This is a genomic window from Trichococcus pasteurii (assembly GCF_900112935.1).
GTDB classification, from domain to species: Bacteria; Bacillota; Bacilli; order Lactobacillales; family Aerococcaceae; genus Trichococcus; species Trichococcus pasteurii.
Map to the genome: position 1 here is coordinate 1 of NZ_FONM01000027.1, position 22,414 is coordinate 22,414.

A 22,414-nucleotide genomic window follows, 5' to 3' on the forward strand; every position below is an offset into this window, starting at 1 on the left:
CTCTATCAAGACCAAAATAATCAGAGAAAAATTTCAGGCGCAAAGGTGTGTACTTTTTCTTTGCAATATTGTGTAGGAATGTCTTGCAAAACACAATACTCTTTGCAGGTATCACTCTTATTGTAGTAGCTATATTAAATAAAGACGTTTCACGTTCAGTTAAAATCGTAAGTTTGTCGCTTGTTATCGGGGTTTTATTTATTGTAGTTTCGTTAATTATGCTATTGCCAGGTAGCTCTGAAATAGTTTCTCAGCTATTGCAACCAAATTAATGGATAACGAAAATTATACAGAGCTACTAACGTCCGTATCTGGAATCCTATGAAGATAGGATTCTTTTTAGTTTTAACTTAAAGAAGGAGTGAATCGCATGATAGAAGGAAGAAAGCTGTTGTGGGCTATGAGTAGCATACTGTTGCTCAGCGCTTGTACCCCAACCGAAGCAGTAACTGAAGAAGAAATAACAGTGTCCAGTTCGATCGAATCTAGCGCTGAAATCACTTCATTGGCTACCGATACGGAAGAAAGTAAAGAATCCGAGGAATTTCCTTCAGAATCAGCCGGTTCCTCAGCGTATTCTGAAAGCATCGAACCCCAACCGTCTGTATCATTTGATGGCTATGCATTAATCGAAGTCTATGGAGGGGAATTGTCAGGATATCGTGCAGCAAACGTTGTCGTCGATATCGGATTCGGTGATAGAGAATACTGGGCCTATACAAATGAATATGGACAATTGGTTCGGGTTGTCGCAGCAGAAATCATTTTGCAAGATGATGCCACTGAACCGGTTAATTCCAACGGACGCTATTATGATGACGAAGCAAACGTTCCGGGTACAGAAAATTCAAATCTTGATCAAGGGCATGTCATTGCCGATTCCTTAGGAGGGGTGGCCAATGCTTATAATATTACGCCACAAGACAGTGTGCTGAATCGTCACGGGGACCAGGCTTACATGGAACGAAACATTGTACAAGCAGGTGGTGCCACTAATTTTGAGGCGATCATTACCTACCCAGATACAACTACACAAGTTCCGAATCATTATAGGTACACATATACGATCAATGGCTATCAAGTAGTAGATGAGTTTCAAAATGTTAACCCGGATGATTATAATGCAGCACAAGGATTAACAGAAGAGGGCAGCTCGCCTTCTGACGGATCCGGAACGACAGCATTCGCTGCACCTTCCGATACCGCAGGAGGAGACGTATCCGCTATAGACATAAATGGTAATGGACAAGTCACAATCCAAGAAGCGAAAAATGCAGGGTACGCCATGCCGATTTATAGTAGTCATTGGTTGTATCCATACATGGATGACCGGGATGGGGATGGGCAAGTCGGGGAATAAGTAACCCTAGAATGATCAAAGGATATACAGAGTTTAGGCTATGTTATATTTCGGGTAATTTCTGATTTATAGCGTATGCCTAAGTTGAAGCGTTAGTATTAATCGATTCGCAAGATTTACATACTCTAGTGATTAACTATAGCTGAAAAAATTCTGGCCCAGAGTTAAAATCAATTTGACGGTATCTTCAACGAATTTTTGGAAGGTGTTGATGAAGAAACCCGCAAAAAATGTCATACGACTGTTCATGACGCAGCTTTAACGGAGCCATTATTGGCTGTTCGCCTATCTCTTTTTCAGATGCAGTCTTGCTGGTTTCAGTCCAATTGACAATGATGGCGAAAATATTTTCGAAGAAGTCACATTATTTAAAGGACAGTTTAATACGCTTTTGAAGACAACACTTCAAAAATCCAGTAAATCATCGTATAAAAGATAAACTTTATAGTTGATAATTTCTTTAGGGGACAAGGTTACATTTTTTTGTCTCTTTTTTTAGTTTTAGACTCTGTTTGGTATGTCTTGAAATAACCTACGTAATACAATGTCACACTAAAAACCTCATTTAATTTAGTAGTCCGATGCGAGTATTTAGATTAAGTCTTTGGGCCATTGGAGTTCCCCTATATACTGCATTCCCGGGAATTTATAACGAGGATTTTGTGGAAATTCAGTAATATCAAGGTTTATAGCCACTCTCGGTACACAATTCGGGAATGCAGGCTGTATCCAATGCTTGTTGTGTTTGATGATAGATTCAGCATCAAACTACAAGCATTTATAGCGATCTTTGAATCTTCCGGAGAACAGAAAAATGGCGTCTTTGTAAGGATTCCAATTTATAAACGATATCCGCCACAGGTCGTAATTATTTTACGATATTGAATCATAAAAAAAACCTTCAATATAATATTTTTGCACAATCGTGTGCTCCTTCATTATATTGGAGGTATTGTTGATTTAATTATATATTTTACCGAATGGTAACTTCAATGTCACTGAGTGGTAAGTTCTGTGTCACTGACTGGTAATAACTATGTCACTAGTGGTAATTTTGGCTGGCGGATATCATGATACCTTAAAAATATAAGAAACATAGAAGGTTCTCTTAAACGAGAACGCTCTCCTCATAGGATTTTTGTTCAATATCTTTTTTTATATGCTGCTAACAAGGGAACCAAAATCGGCTCCAGAATCAGATAGAATCCGGCATTCCCCAGTCCGTGAAGGAGATCGAAAGGAATGCCGGCGATGTAATAGGCCCAAAAACTATTGATACCCATCAATTTTACGGAAATGACAGAGATGACGAATCCGTACAGCAGTCCTCCGAAAAAGGCAAACAGTGCAAATAGGATTCTGTGGATCTTTTTTTGATTTGTGCAGTAGAACGGCTTGACGAACACACCCGTGACCACGATCAGAAAGCCGAAACTGGCGATCTGTGCAATCGTCCACGGTCCCATTCCCAGCAGGAAGTTGGTCAAAACAATCGACAGGATGGCTACAATAAACCCATCCGCCATGCCCAATGTAAGTGTCAGGATGATCAGCACGGCTGTCACCGGCTGCACATTCGGGATGAACTGGAACACCATCCTCCCGACGTAGCACAAAGCCGTCAAAATCGACAACAGTGCTAGCCGCCTCACCCCGAAACCCACAGTCTTCTTTACATTTCTGTCAGGTTCCACACGATTACGTCTCCTTCTTGGAGCGCCACATCAGCGGCTCCGACCATCGAAGACTCGCCATTTACATCAAACAACCAATATTTGGCTTTTGTTTCGGCTGTCTCTTCCACTTGTGTTTGGCCGTCGATAGCAGTGATAAATCCGTCAGCTTCTTCGATTGCATAATTTTCTCTCATGACAGCCAACAAGTTTGCGCCTGCTTCGACCTCAACCGTTTTTTCAGATCCTGCGATGACTGTGCCGCCATCCGTCAAAGAGATTGTAACGCTGACTGTCTCCGCTGCTTCCGAGCTGACTTCCTCGGATAAAACGATTCCTTCAGATGATGTGTCTAATGTCTCTGTTGTTGAACAGCCGTACAAAACAAAACTTAAAGATAATACAAGTAATAATTTCTTCATATTTTACACCCCTATTATTTTCCCATACTGCCAAATTTTAGCTCTGACAAATGTCTATTTTTATATTTTTTGTTTCTATAAAAGGATTATCGAAAAAACAACTTGCCCCTTTAGGTTTTGGACAATAAATCGAAATCCATTTTTTAATCTGCATAAACGTTGTGTTAATTAAAAAATATTATTAAAAACTACCGCTGCAGTCATTCCTCCAATGACAGGGCCGATTACTGGAATCCAAGCATACCTCCACTCTGAATCTCCTTTACCACGTATAGGTACAATATAGTGTGCCAGACGAGGACCAAAATCTCTGGCTGGATTTATTGCATAACCTGTAGTTCCCCCTAAAGAAATTCCTATTGACCAGACGATAAGACCCGAAGCCACAGGTGCTAGTCCATTGACCATTGGTGTATTATTAAGACCTAACGAAGCAAAAACTAATAAAAATGTACCAATAAATTCGCTGAAAAAATTTGATAACGTATCATTGATTGCTGGTCCTGTACAAAATACAGCAAGTTTTGCACCCTGATCATCACCTTCATTAAAATGATTTTTATAAAATAACCAAACTATTAATGCACCTAAAAATCCACCTATAAGCTGAGCAGCAATATACCCAGGAACACTGCTCCAAGGGAATTTCCCTATCATTGCAAGCCCAAGTGTTACAGCTGGATTAATATGAGCTCCACTGATAGGACCAAATATAAAAACTGCTATGGTAACACCTAAACCCCATCCTGTTGTAATTACAATCCACCCGGAATTTTGCCCTTTTGTTTTATCTAATAATACGTTAGCAACTACTCCATCTCCTAGGATTATTAGAACCATAGTTCCTAACATTTCCGCTAGATATTTTGACATCCTTGTCATCCTTTCAATTCTGAGGTAAATATTAATTTTCTTCTTAGCACAACTTTTGCAGCTGAGAATATAAGCTACCTCGTTGCTGTATTTGATTCTCTGAATGTGTGATCTACAAAATATGTGCAAAAAGACACCTCTCTTTAAATAAATGTAATCATTACATAAGAATTGTTAAGGAGAGATGCGCTGTGGCCACTATATTTACAAAATAATCATACAAATCAGGAATTGAGTTCTTCTGCGATTCATTTTTTTGAGCAGATATTTGGTATTTTACTAAGTCAGTCAAATTTTCATAATGGTATCGGGATTTCGCACGATATGTTATGATTGACATCCGTATTAGCGAAAATAACGATTCTCCGATATTCTACTGTATTGTAATTAACTGGAAAACATTCTTTTCGCATAAAAAACATTGCTAGTGTTGGATTGGCGGAAACTAACCCTTACGGCTTATCCAACCGCTTCAAAAAAAATGGTCGATTCGTTTTTTTGAATGCAAACGTGAATTTTTAATATTAAAACTGTTTTTCAAAAACCTCTATAGCGGCCTTTGCTATCGCCATATCTTCTTGAACGGTTCCACCACTTACTCCAACTGCACCTACAACTTGTCCATCAACTATTATTGGAAGGCCTCCACCAAACGGTACTATTTTGCAGTTATTTGTTAACTGCAGCCCATAAAGACTTTCTCCTGGTTGAATGTCTGGAGTCACTTCATGCGTTCCTTTTTTTAAGGCCGCTGAAGTAAACGCTTTATTTATAGCTATTTCTGTACTTGTTATAAAGGCATCTTCCATCCTATGCATAAGCATTAAGTTAGCACCTACATCTACTGCCGCAAATACTACTTGTACATTTATGTCACCTGCTTTTGCTTCTGCTGCTGCAGCCATCTCCTTCACAATCTCCAAGCTTAATTGTTTCATTTCTCTTAACTTTTTCATGACTCTTATCCTCTCATAAACAGATTTTTACTTTTCTTCTTCAAATCTGGCCATAGCATATAAGGCATCTGTCAGGCGATTTACATATTTTTTTATTTCTTCTCTTACCTGATTTTCTCTGTTCAAGGTTATTATTGCTCTCTCTGCCCTTCTTGCAACAGTTCTTGCTACATGGAGCATTGCTGATGCGGTACTCTTACCAGGAGTTACAAATCCTTTAAAAAGCACTGCTTTCCCCATATATTTATCTATAATTTTTTCTAACTCATCTATATCGTTCTGCTGAATTATTTCCTTTAGATTCTTTAGACCTTTTTCATCACTAGCGAGTTCTGCACCTAATACGAATAACTGCTTTTGGATATACGCTATTTCATTTTTAAGTTCTTCATCCTGTATAAAGGAATAGGCAACTCCCATGGAAGAGATAACTTCATCTATAGTTCCGTAGGCTTCTACCCTTAAATTATCTTTTTCTACTCGACTACCTCCAAATAATGCTGTCGTACCCTTATCTCCAGTTCTAGTATAAATCCGACTCATACAATCCCTCCTGAAATTTATTTAAACGATATCCCCTTAACCAACCTTCCTGCATTTGCACCTAAATTTCTCAGAATATTTTCTCCAGAGTTAAAATGAGCGCTAAATAAAGGTTCGTCCTTTTTCAGCTTATTAAAAGTTAATGCTATTTCTCCACTTTTATGGATTCCTATGCCAACAGCTAACCTTGACTCTTGTGCAGCTCGATAGCTTAACTCAGAGGCATCCGACTCTTTTTTCCTTTTAATTTCATACGGAATACCTTCTTCTTCTATACCAAAGAACAAATCACTAAAATTTGATATGTCCTTGATTTCCGAAGAGCAAAAAATACATATACTTGGTTTCTCGTACTTATTATTTTTCATCAGCTTTCTGCCTACTTCCGTTTAACGCTAAAACAAGTCCTGTTGCTACAGCATTTCTTGGCCCCTCTATTCCTCTTATGTTGCCTCTTCCCGCTACTATTCCATACTGAGAGAGGGCATCGGTAACTAGATGAGGCACCTCAAAATCTAGAGAAGATCCTCCTACCAATACTACAAACTCTATATCTCTTATATTTCCAGTTGGAGACACTATATTTAGTGCTCTGATACAATTCTCAACAAATACTTTCTCTTTGGCTGATTTTCTTATGGTTCTTATTTTTTCTAAAGAGCTCTGTCCATCTATTGGAATCAGCATGCCATCTTTTAATATAACAACTTTTGCAAATTCAGAAGGCTTTAGTGGATTTTCAAAGAACTCTACAGTACCATCTTCATGCCTTATATGGAACAAACTTTCTACCTTTGCTAGCGGATATTTCTTAATATCTTCTGCTAAGTCAAAATCTTCTAACCCTAATTCGGATTTGATCAGCATTGTTACCATGTTACCAGCACCAGCCAAATGGATAGAAGATATTTCTCCTTGTTTATTTATGACAGATGCATCTGTAGAACCTGCTCCCATATCTAGGATTGCAAGGGGAGAGCTAGTTCCTGGTGTAGTGAGAGCCCCTCTTATGGCCATGTCCGCTTCCACTCCTCCAACTTCTACCGCAACCTTTAATTTATCCTGGAGTTTGTCCGCAATCATCTGCATCTGAAGCTTATCAGCCTTAACCATAGCAGCTATCCCTACTGCATTTTCCATAGAGAACTCTTCTGCTAGACCGCCCTTTATTTTCTGAGGTATAAAAGTATCTACGGCTAAAAGATCCTGAATTTTTATATCCGCTATTTTCTGATTTGTTAGCCCAGCCATCACTTGTCTTACTCTCTCAAGCATGCCGCCAGCATTTGTACCAGCTTCACCCTTTATATCTTGCACAGGAGCACATAATTTAACTGATTCCATTATTTTTGAAGCTCCATCTTGCACATCTGCCATTTCTTTACGCCTTAATCCGTCTATATGGATTTTACCTGCCGGAATTCTTTTTTCCTGTACATCTCCTTTGGGAGTCCTTATAACCACTGCAGATCTGTTTCCAATTAGAGCTCTAGATACAGGAACTATAAGTTTTGTTTGTTCTGATGATAGTCCGAAGACGGTAGCAATACCATAAGGATTTGATAAAGTTTCTACTACGCCTCCTTGATCTGCTACCTCTACTGCTGCTTTCATTGCTATTGGAACTCTTTCTAATAATGTCACTTCGTCAACAATAGGTATTTTTCTTTCTAATCTATTACTTATTAAAACCCCGTCATCTTTCTGAACTACAGCTGCTGTTATATTTATTCCTCTTTTTACGCCTGCATTTATCCGTGCGGCAGCCTCTAGAAAATTTATATCCTTCAATATCAAAACTATAAATTGATCATCTTTAGTGAGATTTTCTACCTGAATTGAGTCTAAATCTTCTATGTATATAGTATTCCCTATTCCAAGGCCTACTCCCCCTGGTGTAGAAGGATTATGCCCTATCATAGTAGATTCAGTTATTATCGTTTCAGTTATAGTTTCCATTGCTACATCCCCAATAACCGGAGCAGCTTCATTGACTCGCACTAGATCAAGATCTTTAAGCTCCATGGAAACTTTCTTTAAAGCCTGCTCTAAGGAATTGAAAACTCCTTGTGTATTTTCTTCTGTACCCTTTATTCCTGTTGTTGGAACTATTCCACTAGAAAGGAATTCTATCTTGCCATTATCCGATTTAGACAATGCAACTTCTGTTGTAGCATTCCCAATATCAACTCCTGCAATAATTTCCACATGTTTCTCCTTCCCTTAAAGCTTGCTTACTCTTGTCGTAGCTTTCCTCTTTGTTCATAAACCTCTGCCGCTTCTCTTACGAAATGTGCATTCACTTTTGCGTTGTATATATTTTCAAGTTCTTCTGCTATAACCAAAAGTTCTTCTTTTGTAGAACGATATGGCCTTAAGCAGTTGTATATCACCAATAACCTTTCATCTGGAACCGTTATCAGCTCTGATGCTCTTCTGAAGTTTCTAGCTACAGCATCTCTATTCATTGATTCAGCAATCTGTGCTTGCATTTCTAATGTTTCCCTTGATATTCTCACGTCTTCAGGTTTAATTTCTCCATTTATCACCTGTTCCAGCGTTATGTCTTCCAATTTCTTTCCAGTTGGCGTTTTTATAAATTGAGGACTTTTAGTCGCTAAAGGATAGTCTTGCGAATTCATATTTCTTTTTTCCATTAAATTTTTCCTCCTTCCAATTTAAAATTTAACTTCTATTTCTATAGGTTTTCTGCCCACCATTACGTGCTTGGTTTCTTTTATGTGAAGCAATGCTGCTTTTGCCATAAACTTAGGTCTTGCCATTTGATCGTTTACAATTGGAACTGGGGTTGGTGATTCACCTTTAGCATATTTTGCTGCATTTTTTCCTATCAACCTATAAGTCTCAAGTGTTATCAATGGGGCCTGTGAAAAAAGCTCCAGATTATTTAAAGGAAGTAAGTCTTTGTGGTGTATAACCGTAGTTCCTTTTGATTGAATCCCTATGCCTATTCCTGATCCGCTTAATTTGGCTGCATCATTAGCTATAAATGACACATCCGATGTTCTAATTATTCTGACTACACGAGCATTTAATCCTTCTTCCTCAATTCCTGCTATAATTTCTTTCAGTACATCACTGTGAGGGATACTAACTATCGTTTTATTCTGGAACTTACGGAAAGCTGGAGCAAGTCCTATAACAACCTCACTTTCTTTTGTACCAGCTTTTGCTTCTCCTACTTCTAAGAGCTCAAGCTCTGGGATAGCATATTTATTTTCTGTATTGTTCATAATTTTCACCTCCATTACTTACTCAATATCTTCTGGTCTTATTATGTTGGGAATGTTTTTAATCTCTTCCCATCTCTCTTCACTGATTCTATACCCCGTTCCAGGTCCCATATAATTATTTATATCGTTAACTGCGCTTATAACATCAAAATTTTTATCCAATATTGCAGATGTCTGCAAATAGTCTCCAGTCACTCTCTGCTTAAGCATATTTAATACGTTATTTGCTACATCATCAAATCCATTTCTACTTAATGCTTTAACTATATCCAGACCAGTAATTCTCTTTTTAAGCATCTCTTCTGCAGCTTTCAAATCTTCAACTACATTTCTAGCCGGCATATCTTTACTGCCATGAGCGTACGTTGCTGCTTCTACCTCTTCATCAGTAATAGCTGGGAACCCAAGGTCCATAAATACTGCTTGTATTGCTTTTGCAGCTTTATTCCTTATTGCAATAGTTTCTTCTTCTGAAACTGGTCTTAATCCGCCATCTACCTTTAAATCTCTTTGGAGCACATTATAATCATCAAAATCCTCTGCATCAAAATTTGACCCAGCGAACATATTGTCGTAGTTTGGAACTGCACTGTATCCAGAGAATATAAAATCTGTTCCAGGAAGCATCTGCATAAGCGTCCTGGCAGTTCTCCTTATATCTGAATGCGAGAAAGTTTGGTCATTTGCTGAAGCTACTTCTAAATCAAGCATAGTAGTTATAAGGTTTTCGGCAAGTACTGCTCTTATTCCAGATGGAACTGCACCTGTCATTCCTATACAGCTGACTGCACCATTTTGAAGTCCCTGAACGCCAGCTCCTTTTGTTAAATATATACACCTTGCTTCCAAGTAAAGCATTGACTTTCCTTCTGAATATCCCATTAGCGCTTCTGAACCTGTCCCTGACGTAAATCGCATTTTAAGTCCTCTTGAAGCATAGGCTGATGCTAAAAATGCTTTTGACCACGGAGTGTCGTCTCCATCTGTAAATGCTTCTTCAACTCCGTATACTGAAACGGTTTCTGCATAACTTGTAAGCCCTCTCATGCCAAGATCAAGCTCTGTAGCTTCTTCTACAGAACATTGGGTTAGAATCCCTCCACGTCCTACTTGAGAACCTACAAGAAGCGCTAATGCATTAAATGGCGCATATCTTACTATCCCAACTGTCGTTTCCTGTTCTGAGAATCCTCTGATGCCTGCTTCTGCTGCATCTGCCGCAATCTGTACCGGGTTATCCTTTAAATTTGTAACGTGACACTGATTTGATGGAGTTTTTCTAGCCCTCATTTTTTGAAGAGCCATCATCATTTCTACTACATTCATGTGTGATACAACTTCTACTATTTTTGCTGGAGTTATAGATGTCGTTATTTTTACAATTTCAGCTCTACCAACATTTATGTCTACAAGCATCTGCGCTATTTTAAGCGATTCTAAGCTCATAGACTGTTCAGCATCTTTTAGATTAATTGCATAGTCAGCTATAAATCTGTCTATGATATCGAAGTCTTCTCTTTTTTTTCCATCAAGTTCAACTATTACTCCATTTTCAATCTTTATAGATGCGTCAGGATCGTTAGGGCTTCCCATAGCTATTAAGCCCTCTTCTGGCCATTCACCTATAAGACCATCTTGATTTACAGGCCGCTGAGCCAACACTTCAAAACGCTTTGATCTCATCATTATTCCCCCTTTTTCTAAAAACTGGTTTTTTCCTATCGTTAAATCATAGTCATGCGCTGACGGTAAGCAGAAGGTGCTATCTCTTCAAATTATTTTCAATCTCACTAAGATAGCATTTTTACAATAAATTAAAAATCACAATACTCTTAATAAATGCCTACTGAATAATTTTCAAACCCTATCGTAATAGTTTTTTTATTTATTTTTATATAGACACTTGAAACAGAGCAGAAAGCTACATTATGGAAAAATATGATCCATAATTATTGGTCCCATCACTTTTGTCCGTTGTGTGGGAATTTTTATACTTGCCCTCACACATTGGGCTTCAGAAATCAAATTTCTACATGATACCGAACTATTCAATGAATGCAATAAAATTTGAAATGTATTCAGTGGCATTGATTACTAAAAATATACTATGCTTCTTCTGCTTTAAATTTTTGTATTACTTCCTTAAATATAACCCCGATAGCAGTAGCTCCAGCATCCGGAAAATTAATGCTTCGCTCACCGACATAAGTGGCCCTACCTTTAGAAGCTATCATTTCTTTTGTTTTTTCAGCACCCTTTACAGCTTCTTCTGCACTATTTCTAGCCGCCTCTACGAAAGGCTCTCCCTTTTCAGCACTCATTTTCAAGGACTCAGTTGCTGGAATTAAAGCATCAAGCAACGTCTTGTCACCAAGCTTGGCTCCTCCACGTTTCTGTATTCCCTCCACAGCACACTGGAAAAGTTCTGCAATCTCTTTTAAATTTAATTCTGTTTTACCCTTTGCATATTTTGCTGCACTTCTAAAAGCCGAACCCCATATAGGACCGGAAGCACCTCCGCAGTGCTCGGTGATAATCATTCCACACGCTTTAAGAAATGCCCCAATATCTTCCTTAGGAAGCTCTTCCCATTCGTTCTTTAATACTTTGAATCCCTTAGCAACAGACATCCCGAAATCGCCATCTCCTGCAATCGAATCCAATTCACAGAAATAAACTTCATTTTCAATAATTACATCGCTCATATAATCCACAATTTTCACTACATTTGATACTGATAAATTTTCCACTATATATTCCTCCCAAGAAGTTGAACTATCTTTATTTAATTATCACTCACGAATATCTCACCTAAGCATCTATACCTTAAAAGCAGGAGCATCCGATGGATAATCCAATAACTCTTTCAGCTCTTCATCTAATTTCATAAGGGAGATTGATGCGCCACTCATATCAATTGCTGTCATATAATTGCCCACAAAAGTTTTGTACACATTTATATTCTTATTTTCCAAAATTTTGTTAACCGAATTATTTAAAAGATATAATTCTTGTAATGGAGTCGATCCAAATCCGTTTACCATCAGCGCTATGTCGTCGCCAGATTCATAAGGCAAATCTACAATAATTCGATTAAGCATTTTTTCCGCAAGTTCATCTGCTGATACTATTTTTTCACGCGCTATACCAGGCTCCCCATGAATTCCTACACCAAATTCCATTTCATCGTCACCAAGGGTGAATGTAGGTGATCCTTTTGCTGGAACAGTGCATGAGGTAAAAGCAAATCCGATGGATCTTACATTTTGTATCGCTTTTTCTGCTGCAGTTTTGACTTTTAAAAGTTCATGTCCCTTTTCAGCAGCTGCACCTGCTATTTTATGAACAAATACAGTGCCTGCAACACCTCTTCTTCCAATGGTATAAAGGCTGTCTTTTACTGCTACATCATCGTTTACATAAACCTTTTCAACCTTTATATCATCATCTTCAGCCATTTCTGCAGCTCCATCAAAGTTCATGCAGTCTCCAGAGTAGTTCTTTATAATCAAAAGTGTTCCTTTATTTGATTCAGTTTTTGTAATTGCATTATAAACCTGTATCGTTGAAGGAGAGGCAAACACATCTCCACAAACTGCAACGTCCAGCATACCTTTACCTACAAATCCACCATGAGCTGGTTCATGGCCACTACCTCCACCGCTAATCAAACTTACTTTATTTTTATTTAACTCTTTTCTTGTTATAAGTTTATATTTTTTGTTGAAACTTAATTGTTCTGGGTGTGCTTTAACCATACCTTCACACATTTCTATTACAATATCTTCAACTTTGTTAATGATTTTTTTCATTATTCGCTCTCTTTTCCTTTTAATTCTTATTTCGTTTATCTGATACTTCTTAAAAAATTGTTGGAAATGACATAGCATAAATAGATTCTATTTGAATGCGTGTTTGATTAATAACTCCCTTTTTTGTAAAAATGATTAAAAAAAACAACAAGAATGAAAGTCTTTGAACTCGTATTACTTAATATACTAAATAAAATTATAGGTAAAAATAAATATAAAAGGAGGCTAGGATGATTGTATTCCAGCCTCCTTTCATACATTTATTTAAGTCAGATACCTGAAATAAGTTAACCTTCACGCATCATAGGCTTGTTGGTACAATTTAATGATATCTTCTTTTTTACCGACCCTAGGATTAGAAAATGCATTCCCATCTTTCAAAGCATTTTCTGCCATCAGATCAAAATCTTCAGGTAATGCACCCAGAGATTTAATGTTCGTTGGAATACCGACATCTTCGGAAATACGAACCATTGCTTGGATAGCTTTTTCAGCAGCTTCCATCACTGTTAACCCCTCGATATTTTCACCTAATAATTGAGCAATATCAGCAAACCGTTGCGGATTACTGATAATATTCCATTTTTCAACAGTCGGCATTAAAACGGCACAACAAACACCATGGGGAGCATCATACTGACCACCTAGTTGATGAGCCATTGCATGAACATAACCTAAGTCTGCATTATTAAAGGCCATTCCAGCCAAAATTGAAGCATACGCCATATTTGTTCTTGCTTCTATGTCATGTCCATTAGCTACTGCACGTCTCAAATACTTAGCAATTAATTTTATCCCTTGAATTGCTTGAGCATCAGTAATAGGATTTCGATTCACAGATACATAAGACTCCACACAGTGCGTCAGTGCGTCCATACCTGTTGCAGCTGTCAAAGCAGTCGGGACATCTAGCATTAGCATTGGATCATTAAATGATACCAGGGGAACATTGCGCCAGGAGACAACAACGAATTTTAGGTGCGTTTTTTCATTTGTAATTACAGCATGTCGCGTAATTTCTGAAGCTGTTCCAGCCGTAGTATTTACAGCCATCAATGGTGGTAAAGGATATTCCAATGTTTCAATCCCTGCACATGCAGCTAGGTCGTCTCCATTTGACAAGACAATACCGATTCCTTTTCCACAGTCATGAGCTGACCCCCCACCGATTGTAATAATTGAATCACATTGATTTTTAAGATATAGTTTCTTCCCATCCTCAACATTTCGGATTTTTGGATTTGGTTCTACACCATCAAAAATCACATAGTCAACATTGGCTGCTTTAAGAGAGTCTTCTGCCTGCTTAACGGGACCATTAGCCAATTCTCTTAAAAATTTATCTGTAACAATTAACACTTTGTTCATATTCAACATTTTGGCTCTTTCTCCGACCTTTTTAACTACCCCAGGTCCAAAGAAATTCACATTAGGCATCATAAAATCATAGTTTTCTTTTGTCATATTTATTCCTCAGTTCTGTAAAATCCTTTTTTTACTTATAAATATGTAATTCTTTTAATTGTTGTTCGATAACATTGTTAGCCACATCTGCCTGCAAAAGTGCTGCTGCAGTGTATGAACCTTCAACTATTGGTACATCGTAAATTGTAATCGACTTTTCACTGAGCTCTCTCGCCATTTCCAAATTCATCTTCGCACTGCCTAAATCATAAAATGCCAATAAATTATCAGACGGATGTTGCTCAATCAATTGAAGAATATTATCAAAACTAGTACCAATTTCAACTTCAGATATGCCACCAACCACTTCAATATTGACATCACTGGCGACTTCTTGAAGTAATCGATTGATTCCTTTTGCGATTTCATAAACGTGAGAGACAATAATAATTCCTGTTGTCATCATTCGGCCTCCGCTTCTAACATAGCGTGAAATAGCAATGCAGAGGAATATGCCCCTGGATCGATATGTCCAATGGAACGTTCACCGACATATGAAGCACGACCTTTTTTAGCCTTTAGAGGTTTTGTTGCTTCAACTGCCTCATCAATAACCTCATCTGTTAATCCATCATTTTCTAATGCCAAAACAACTGGTGCCCAAACATCGATCATTGTTTTATCCCCAACTTCGGCTTTCCCACGTTTTTGAATGCTTTCTAAGCCACCCTGTAATATTTTTCTCCATGATGATTCACCTTCTTGATATGTTTTCAACATACCCATAAATGCTGAACCATATAATGGACCTGACGCACCCCCGACCTTGCTTAGTAAATTAGCCGTAACTATCTTCAAAAGCGCTTCTAGTGAATCGGGAGATTGTGTATCGATTGCTTCAACAACGTAGGTCATACCTCGTGACATGTTATTCCCATGATCGCTATCCCCAATTGGTGTATCAAGCTGGGTTAGATAGTCTTTTTCTTGTTGAATTTTCTCATTAAATAATTCCATCCAACGAATTCCTGTTTGTATATCCATTATGGGTTCGGACCCCTTTCGTATAACCTACAATCTGATATAATATTTACCAACTTATAGTCGTAACTGGTGCTTTTAATGCTTCAATATAAAAATCATTTTCCAAATAGAGTAAAGTTAAGGACAACCCTTGCATTTCAAGCGATGTCATAAAGTTGCCTACCTTGTAAAAGTCAACAGATAATTCACGATTACTCAAAAGCTGTTGGACATCATTTGTAAAGACATATTGTTCCATTAATGGCGTTCCACCTAGCCCGTTGACTATCACTGCAAAACGGCCTTTTTCCTTCGCACCAAATTCATTTACTAATTTCGTTAATAGTTCATTTGCAAGATTCTGAGATGTTTGTAATTTTTCTCTGCGATATCCAGGCTCACCGTGAATTCCTACTCCGTATTCAATCTCATCTTCGGCCAATACAAAGCTTGGCTGATTGCTTCCTGGTGTAGTTACACCAGTCAGTGCGAGTCCAATCGATTTGATATTCGGAATTAAATTCTTGGATAATTCTTTGATTTCTGTGATCGACTTTCCTTGCTGAGCTGCGTAACCTAATATTTTATGAACGAGAATCGTTCCGGCTACTCCCCGTTTTCCTTGGGTATATAAGCTATCTTCAACAGCGATATCATCATCTACAACTACACTCGCTACTTCGATACCTTCCATTTCAGCTAGTTCTTGAGCCATTTCAAAATTCATAATATCTCCAGAATAATTCTTGATCACCAAGAAGACACCAGCACCTTCATCTGATACCTTGATCGCCTCTAAAATTTGATCTGGCGTTGGGGAAGTAAATACTTCACCACAGATTGCAGCAGATAACATGCCTTTGCCGACGAATCCAGCATGAGCCGGTTCGTGTCCGCTTCCGCCTCCAGAAATAATAGCCACTTTTCCATTTTTTTCCTCTTTACGTTGGATAATCCCAGTCTCAGGTATCCTTTGGATTAAGTCAGGGTGGCTCACAATCATACCTTGTAACATTTCATCAACAATATTACTGGGATTGTTCATGATTTTCTTCATCTATTTCCATCCTTTGATCCATATTTTTAGAATTATTTTTATTTTTCTTGTTTGCGTAGTTTATAATCGCGTCCCAGTGCGTCAGCTACCTTGATTGCTGATTTTACTTGTTCAACATCAACTTTAAATGGCATAGAATGAATTGATTCTTCTGGAATGCAAGATTTCTCTGCTACTTCAGTTAATTGCTCATCAGTGATGCTCTTAACTCCGATGTCTTCTAGACAAACTGGTAATCCAATCGATAACGAGAAGTCTAATACTTCGTACAACTCTTTCGATGGTGCGTTTTCAAGAATCAATTGGCAAATCACACCAAAAGCAACCTTCTCACCATGAGTAGCTCCATGAGCATCATGTAGAATGGTAAGTCCATCATGAATCGCGTGAATGGCAGCTAAACCGCCACTTTCGAATCCAAGCCCGGACAATAAAATATTTGCTTCAATAATATTTTCTAGTGCAGGTGTAACGACATTTAGATCTGAAGCTTCTTTTGCTTTATAACCATCCTCTAATAAGGTTTCATAGCATAATTTAGCAAGGGCTAAAGCTGTATTTGTACTTTTAGCAGGCGGACATACACCTTCTCGTGCACCACAGGGTAGTCCCGCGTTTACATTTGCGAATGCTCTGCTTGTTGCTCTAGCTTCAAAGTAGGTAGAGAGTGCGTCTCCCATACCCGAAACCAAAAATCGTGTAGGTGCTTGAGCAATAATAGTCGTATCGATCAAAACAACTGAAGGACTTTGCATAAAATATGCATAATCATCAAATTCACCAGCTTCTGTGTAGAGTACTGCAGAGTGACTGGTAGGTGCATCTGTCGCTACAATAGTCGGCACGATAATCAAGTTCTTCCCTTCAGCTACAACCTTAGCAGTGTCGATAGCTTTGCCTCCACCAAGACCAATAATACAGTCACATGACTCTTTCTTAGCTAGCTCTTGCAAACGAGAAGCCTCCACCCGAGAAGCCTCGCCGTGAAAATTAGTTTCGATAAATTCGACACCAAATTTTGCTGCCGTCTTTTCTAGTTTTTCTCGTACGCGGTTTACATCGTCTTGATTAGCAATCAACAAAGCTTTTTCCCCAAATGTCTTTACAAAGTAACCTAAATTCAATAACTCATTTTCCCCTTGGACATATTTTGTTGGACTAATAAACGCTTTTCTCATTTTTATTCCTCCTAATTTTTGTTGAAATACAATAACTCATTGAATTACTAACCAAGTAACCCCTTACATAATTCAGATGATTCCCTTCCTTGAAACTAGAGTCATCTTAACAAGTAAGCGTTATCAACTCAACAGACAAACAACATCATTTGTCCGATTCAATTGTTTTAAGGATGATGTATAATGAAAAATAATATAATATGATAGTTAATACGTTTTCGAAGGGGCCACAAAGCATGAACCGACAAAACGCAACGAAGGAAATCATTGCTTATTCCTTCAAATATCTCGCACGTGAAAAGGATATTGATAAAATATCAATTACAGATATAATGGACCAGACAGATTTCCGCCGTCAGACTTTTTATGATCATTTTGATGACAAGTACGATTTAATTACTTGGATTTTTTCATATGAAACCTCTAAATTAATTCAATCACTTACGGTTTGGGAAAAGTGGCAAGAAGGATTACTCTATCTATTGAATTATCTTGAAGAAAACAGTAATTATTATAAGAAGGTTTTCTCAAACATGAAGTTCGATTCATTTAAGGAGTATTTTGCGTATTATATTAGGCAAATTGTAAAAAAAGTCGTGAATGACTATTTTCGAATACACGTTATTTCTAATAAGAACCAAGCTATTATTGAGACAACAGCTGACTTTTATGCTTATGGATTGTCAGAAATGCTATATCGCTGGGTTCTCGGAGGCTGCGAGCTTAATAGTGAAATATATCACAAAATAATTATCCAAGTGATTGGCTATAGAACTCAGCCTTAAATTGCTTTATTATTATGTATATAACTTACAACATATTAAGGAAAAATATTGACTATGCACTGCTTACGAAGGAAGTGATTGGTTATGCAAGAATATATTTTAGCTATTGATCAAGGAACATCAACAACTCGTGCAATTATTATTGACCGCCAAGGAAATTATATTGGCACTGCATCTCAAAAATTTGAACAACTTGTTCCACAATCTGGCTGGGTGGAACAAGATCCGAATGTGATTTGGCAATCAGTCTGTACTGTGATTCATAAAGTTATGGAGGGGTCTTGTATATCATTCCATCAAATTAAAGCGCTTGGAATTACAAATCAACGCGAAACATCTATTGTATGGGATCGACAGACTGGGCAACCAATTTACAATGCCATTGTGTGGAGCTCTAATCAATCACTAGATATCATTAACAAATTTAAACAAGATGACGTTGAAAATTACATACATGAAAAAACTGGATTAGTGCTTAGTCCCTACTTCTCTGCTAGTAAAATTCGCTGGATCCTCGATCATAAATTAGGTTCACAAGAAAGAGCAGAACGTGGAGAGTTAGCTTTTGGAACAGTTGATAGTTGGCTTATTTGGAAACTTACAAATGGTAAATTACACTGCACCGATCACACAAATGCATCACGGACGATGTTATTTAATATTCACACCTTGGAATGGGATGATTACTTACTAAATCTATTTAATATTCCAAAAAATATGTTGCCGGAAACTTATCCAAGCTCTTATGTTTATGGACTGACCGATTCAGATATTTTTGATGGAGTGAACATTCCAATTGCTGGCGTTGCGGGAAATCAGCAAGCAGCGTTATTCGGTCAATTAGCCTTTCATCCTGGCCAAGTAAAAAGCACTTATGGTCAAGGAACTTTTATTGTCATGAATACCGGATCTGAACCGAAAATGTCTAAACACAGGTTACTCACCACAATTGGTTATTCGATTGACAATCAAATAACTTATGCACTTGAAGGATCTGCTCTTATTTCAGGTAGTGCAATTGAATGGTTGAAAGAAGGCTTGAATTTATTTGAATCAATAGCGGATTCAGAAATTTTTGCACTTGAAGCTGAAACTAATTCCGGAGTTTACGTTGTCCCTTCCTTTCGAGGAATAGGTGCTCCATATTGGGATTCAAGCGCACGAGGATCTATTCTGGGAATCAATGAATTCACAAGTCGACGAGAATTGATTCGAGCAACTTTGGAATCCCTTGCCTATCAAGTCAGTGATATTATTGAATTAATGGAATTAGATACTGATATCGTAATAGATATCCTTTACGTTGATGGTGGAGCTGCACAAAATAATCTATTAGTACAGTTTCAAGCAGACATTCTCGGAAAAACAGTCGAGCGTACCGAACGCTTAGAGACCACTGGATTAGGGGCTGCTTACCTTGCTGGTTTAGCAGTTGGTTATTGGCGTAATCAAAACGAACTTGCTGCTTTAGTATCTGCAAACGAACAGTTTAAGCCTAATATGAGTATTAAAGAACGTCAAGAACGACTGCACGGTTGGCATAGTGCTGTTAAAGCAACACTCTATTATGCTAAGTTATTACACAAATAATTATTTTCATAGAAAAGTTATATACTCTCGCTGAGTACTTTTAAATACGGATTTACCGGCACACTTTAGTTTCAGTTCGCACTCACAAAGCGTAATCAAGCAGGCTGGGTCATAACTAGCTGAAAAAAGGTTCCAATCACCAAATTTGGTGATTGGAACCTTTTTTTGAGAACCAAGGTACAGATTATTTTCTAAGGCTAGCTCTCCAAGGAATGCATTTTCATGTTCACTACAACAAGAGCAAATCTCAATTCATTGCGCACTTCTTTTTCCTCTGCCTGAAAAATGAAAAAGAAAAGTATTTGCACTAATTTATTCACCAAAATATATGCCTCCACAGCTAATCACCATAATAATCAACTACAAACAAATCTAAAAGAGGAAAAATATCAAAACTACCTTAAGCAATCAAGAAACTATAAGTCTTTTAAAATATATATGGCTAACCTCGTATCACGATTAGCCTATTAGAAAAAAATAAAAATAGGATTGGGTATATCAGTGAGTGTCCTTAATAAATGAGATGAGATATATTTCACATATTTTACGCATTTGCAGTTAGGCGGTGAAAAAGATGCACTCTTATGAAATGTATGTTTAATTAGAACCAGCGTTTGAAAATTTTATTGAAACAATTAGTATCTATTTGATAAACAACTATCATATTACCGCAATGTACCAAGATATTATAGAGAACGCAGCGATAGTTTTATAATAATAATTACATAGATAACACGAAATATATGAACAGTATTCTCACAAGGTCTTGAGTCACTCCGCCAATGAATAAAACCTACTAAGTTGTTTAGTAGGTTTTATTCATATAAAATTTTCTCTTGATCCATATTTTGGAATGCCTGCATACGCTTCTGCTCTTTTGCTAAAATTTCTTGTGCAAAAGACATAAACCCATTTAAATCTTGTTTTGCAAGCAATTCGATATAAGTTGCTTTGGTTTCTTTCTCAATAATCAAAGGTGGAAATCCTTGCTGTAACAAGGAGTAATTCAAGATCATACGCCCTGTGCGTCCATTCCCATCAGAAAATGGGTGGATCCCCTCGAGTTGAATATGTGTATCTAAAATACTCTCTAACTGCTCTTCTTCAGTAGCTGCATTCTCCAACCCGTATTCTAGCTTATCCACCAACTGTTGAATAAGAAATGGCGCTTCCCCTGGTGTAGCTGTTTGGAATTCTGCACCTATAATCATGTTTTCTTTCTTTTTGAATTGGCCTTTATCATATTGAAGGCGATCGGTTAAATCAGCATGAATCTCTTTGATAATGGCCACAGAAAGTTTATCATTATTCTCTAAATGATCCAATAGATTAGAAAAAGCTATTTTATGATTTTCAATTTCGTAAAATTCACGTACAGTCGCCCCACCGCTAACGGGCAGTATGCCATTCAAAATAATTGAGACTGTCGCAGGCAATGATATCGTATTTCCTTCGATCCCTGCTGAGTGGTGAGCAAGACGCACCAGCATATCATCTAAATAATCTTGTGGTATTTTTTTCAAACAAATCATATGGCCTCTCCAATAATAAAAATAAGTTTCTACTGTCAAATAATATAAAATAAAGTTGACTAAACACACTAAGTATACTAGCAGAGGAGAGGGAATGAGCAAGTGAGCAGAGTTGTACCCTAATATCACTAAAAAAATTTTTTTGAGTGAATTAGAGTACAACATGCTTATGCAAGTCCGTTCTAGCGTCGGATCGGTCAGTCGCGTGTTTCGCATCTGTATGCGTTGGTGTCTTTTCAACACACCTGAAACCCTCTTAAAATCCTCCCTAAGAGCATTGTTTCCGGTTACCGGGCTTTCGGCCCAGGATTACCACCCCCGCCGTTTACGGCCGCGGACGCCATTCGGGGAGAGCACGCATACAGTAATGCCCTTAATCCCCTAGCATTAGTTATTGCAGCGGCTAATGCTTAACCTTTCCACTTGGTTTCTAAATTAATAGATCGCTGCTTGGCTCCAACGATGTTAAAAAAGCCTTTGCCATTTGTCCAGGTGCTTGGTATAATGACAGTACATAAATGCTAAGTTATGTTTTGTCCTGCGAACGTCAATTCGTGGGGCTTTTTTGTATTCAATTTTTAACCTCTATCAGGCTCTATAGGATACTCACAGAAAGCTTCTTCAATATTTTAAATACTTATAAAGTTACCTTAACCTAACTTATTTTGTAAGTAAACCCTTTAATGCTCTTCAAAACTACACAAGAGTATACTGGTATACCAAAAATACTACGCAGAAGTATACCAGTATACTTCTGCGTAGTATTTTTAGGTTCAAAAACGTCTATAAATAACTACGCAAGAGTATACCAGTATACTTCCGCATAGTTATTTATAGGTCAAATCACGCTTATGAAATTTAAAATCGCCCATATAACTTGTTTTCATTTCCTTTCATTCCGGAATATAAAATACACATAAGTATACTGGTATACTTACGCACCAGTATACCA

Annotated in this window: 21 protein-coding genes and 1 pseudogene; 4 read left to right on the top strand and 18 right to left on the bottom strand. The window is 37.6% G+C overall.

Annotated elements, in window-relative coordinates; translation table 11 throughout:
• The first annotated feature begins 370 nt into the window (after window positions 1–370).
• Window positions 371–1,360, top strand: coding sequence for a DNA/RNA non-specific endonuclease (locus BM184_RS14360; RefSeq protein WP_086943895.1), 990 nt, complete (start codon window positions 371–373; stop codon window positions 1,358–1,360).
• Window positions 1,361–1,501: 141 nt separating this feature from the next.
• Window positions 1,502–1,710: pseudogene (locus BM184_RS15650) on the top strand (YcjF family protein); the annotation flags it as partial.
• A gap of 792 nt (window positions 1,711–2,502) precedes the next feature.
• Here the strand turns inward: BM184_RS15650 and BM184_RS14370 are convergent.
• From BM184_RS14370 to BM184_RS14445, 17 genes are all read right to left on the bottom strand, one after another.
• Window positions 2,503–3,054: an ECF transporter S component gene (locus BM184_RS14370; protein ID WP_068561808.1), complete on the bottom strand. Its 552-nt coding sequence runs from the start codon at window positions 3,052–3,054 to the stop codon at window positions 2,503–2,505.
• A complete protein-coding gene (locus tag BM184_RS14375; protein WP_068561806.1) occupies window positions 3,033–3,455 on the bottom strand; it encodes a DUF4430 domain-containing protein in 423 nt (140 codons plus the stop codon). Before BM184_RS14375 ends, BM184_RS14370 begins: the two co-directional genes overlap by 22 nt.
• Before the next feature lie 168 nt (window positions 3,456–3,623).
• Window positions 3,624–4,337: an MIP/aquaporin family protein gene (locus tag BM184_RS14380; protein ID WP_342746128.1), complete on the bottom strand. Its 714-nt coding sequence runs from the start codon at window positions 4,335–4,337 to the stop codon at window positions 3,624–3,626.
• Between the two features lie 515 nt (window positions 4,338–4,852).
• On the bottom strand, window positions 4,853–5,284 hold the full coding sequence (locus tag BM184_RS14385; protein WP_068561804.1) for a GlcG/HbpS family heme-binding protein: 432 nt from the start codon (window positions 5,282–5,284) through the stop codon (window positions 4,853–4,855).
• A 27-nt stretch (window positions 5,285–5,311) separates the two neighbouring features.
• The gene (locus BM184_RS14390; protein WP_086943894.1) at window positions 5,312–5,827 is read right to left on the bottom strand and encodes a cob(I)yrinic acid a,c-diamide adenosyltransferase; all 516 of its coding nucleotides are present in this window, start codon (window positions 5,825–5,827) and stop codon (window positions 5,312–5,314) included.
• A gap of 17 nt (window positions 5,828–5,844) precedes the next feature.
• The gene (locus BM184_RS14395; RefSeq protein ID WP_086943893.1) at window positions 5,845–6,195 is read right to left on the bottom strand and encodes a glycerol dehydratase reactivase beta/small subunit family protein; all 351 of its coding nucleotides are present in this window, start codon (window positions 6,193–6,195) and stop codon (window positions 5,845–5,847) included.
• Entirely contained in the window at window positions 6,185–8,035 is a 1,851-nt protein-coding gene (locus BM184_RS14400) for a diol dehydratase reactivase subunit alpha (protein WP_086943892.1), read from the bottom strand. The genes BM184_RS14395 and BM184_RS14400 overlap by 11 nt, the downstream gene beginning before the upstream one ends.
• Before the next feature lie 26 nt (window positions 8,036–8,061).
• On the bottom strand, window positions 8,062–8,484 hold the full coding sequence (locus tag BM184_RS14405; RefSeq protein WP_086943891.1) for a diol dehydratase small subunit: 423 nt from the start codon (window positions 8,482–8,484) through the stop codon (window positions 8,062–8,064).
• Window positions 8,485–8,505: 21 nt separating this feature from the next.
• The gene (locus tag BM184_RS14410) at window positions 8,506–9,081 is read right to left on the bottom strand and encodes a propanediol/glycerol family dehydratase medium subunit (protein WP_086943890.1); all 576 of its coding nucleotides are present in this window, start codon (window positions 9,079–9,081) and stop codon (window positions 8,506–8,508) included.
• A gap of 18 nt (window positions 9,082–9,099) precedes the next feature.
• Complete coding sequence (locus BM184_RS14415; RefSeq protein WP_177208690.1) at window positions 9,100–10,767, bottom strand: propanediol/glycerol family dehydratase large subunit; 1,668 nt, start codon at window positions 10,765–10,767, stop codon at window positions 9,100–9,102.
• Window positions 10,768–11,186: 419 nt separating this feature from the next.
• Window positions 11,187–11,831, bottom strand: coding sequence for a dihydroxyacetone kinase subunit DhaL (gene dhaL, locus BM184_RS15435; RefSeq protein ID WP_218151056.1), 645 nt, complete (start codon window positions 11,829–11,831; stop codon window positions 11,187–11,189).
• A gap of 69 nt (window positions 11,832–11,900) precedes the next feature.
• Window positions 11,901–12,893, bottom strand: a complete 993-nt coding sequence (gene dhaK / locus BM184_RS15440) for a dihydroxyacetone kinase subunit DhaK (RefSeq protein ID WP_179195056.1) — start codon at window positions 12,891–12,893, stop codon at window positions 11,901–11,903.
• A gap of 294 nt (window positions 12,894–13,187) precedes the next feature.
• A complete protein-coding gene (locus BM184_RS14425; protein WP_086943888.1) occupies window positions 13,188–14,357 on the bottom strand; it encodes an iron-containing alcohol dehydrogenase in 1,170 nt (389 codons plus the stop codon).
• A gap of 31 nt (window positions 14,358–14,388) precedes the next feature.
• Window positions 14,389–14,763 (bottom strand): dihydroxyacetone kinase phosphoryl donor subunit DhaM, encoded by a 375-nt coding sequence (dhaM, locus tag BM184_RS14430; RefSeq protein WP_068561792.1) that lies wholly within the window; start codon window positions 14,761–14,763, stop codon window positions 14,389–14,391.
• Window positions 14,760–15,341, bottom strand: coding sequence for a dihydroxyacetone kinase subunit DhaL (gene dhaL / locus BM184_RS14435; protein ID WP_069027567.1), 582 nt, complete (start codon window positions 15,339–15,341; stop codon window positions 14,760–14,762). The genes dhaM and dhaL (BM184_RS14435) overlap by 4 nt, the downstream gene beginning before the upstream one ends.
• Window positions 15,342–15,387: 46 nt before the next feature.
• Entirely contained in the window at window positions 15,388–16,377 is a 990-nt protein-coding gene (gene dhaK / locus BM184_RS14440) for a dihydroxyacetone kinase subunit DhaK (protein WP_069027566.1), read from the bottom strand.
• 38 nt (window positions 16,378–16,415) lie between these two features.
• Window positions 16,416–17,555 (bottom strand): glycerol dehydrogenase, encoded by a 1,140-nt coding sequence (locus tag BM184_RS14445; protein WP_086943887.1) that lies wholly within the window; start codon window positions 17,553–17,555, stop codon window positions 16,416–16,418.
• A gap of 236 nt (window positions 17,556–17,791) precedes the next feature.
• Between BM184_RS14445 and BM184_RS14450 the strand changes: the two genes are divergently transcribed.
• Complete coding sequence (locus tag BM184_RS14450) at window positions 17,792–18,340, top strand: TetR/AcrR family transcriptional regulator C-terminal domain-containing protein (protein WP_086943886.1); 549 nt, start codon at window positions 17,792–17,794, stop codon at window positions 18,338–18,340.
• Window positions 18,341–18,424: 84 nt separating this feature from the next.
• A complete protein-coding gene (gene glpK, locus BM184_RS14455; protein ID WP_245830786.1) occupies window positions 18,425–19,930 on the top strand; it encodes a glycerol kinase GlpK in 1,506 nt (501 codons plus the stop codon).
• A gap of 815 nt (window positions 19,931–20,745) precedes the next feature.
• Here glpK and BM184_RS14460 read toward each other — a convergent pair.
• Entirely contained in the window at window positions 20,746–21,462 is a 717-nt protein-coding gene (locus BM184_RS14460; RefSeq protein ID WP_086943884.1) for a Fic family protein, read from the bottom strand.
• Window positions 21,463–22,414 lie beyond the last annotated feature (952 nt).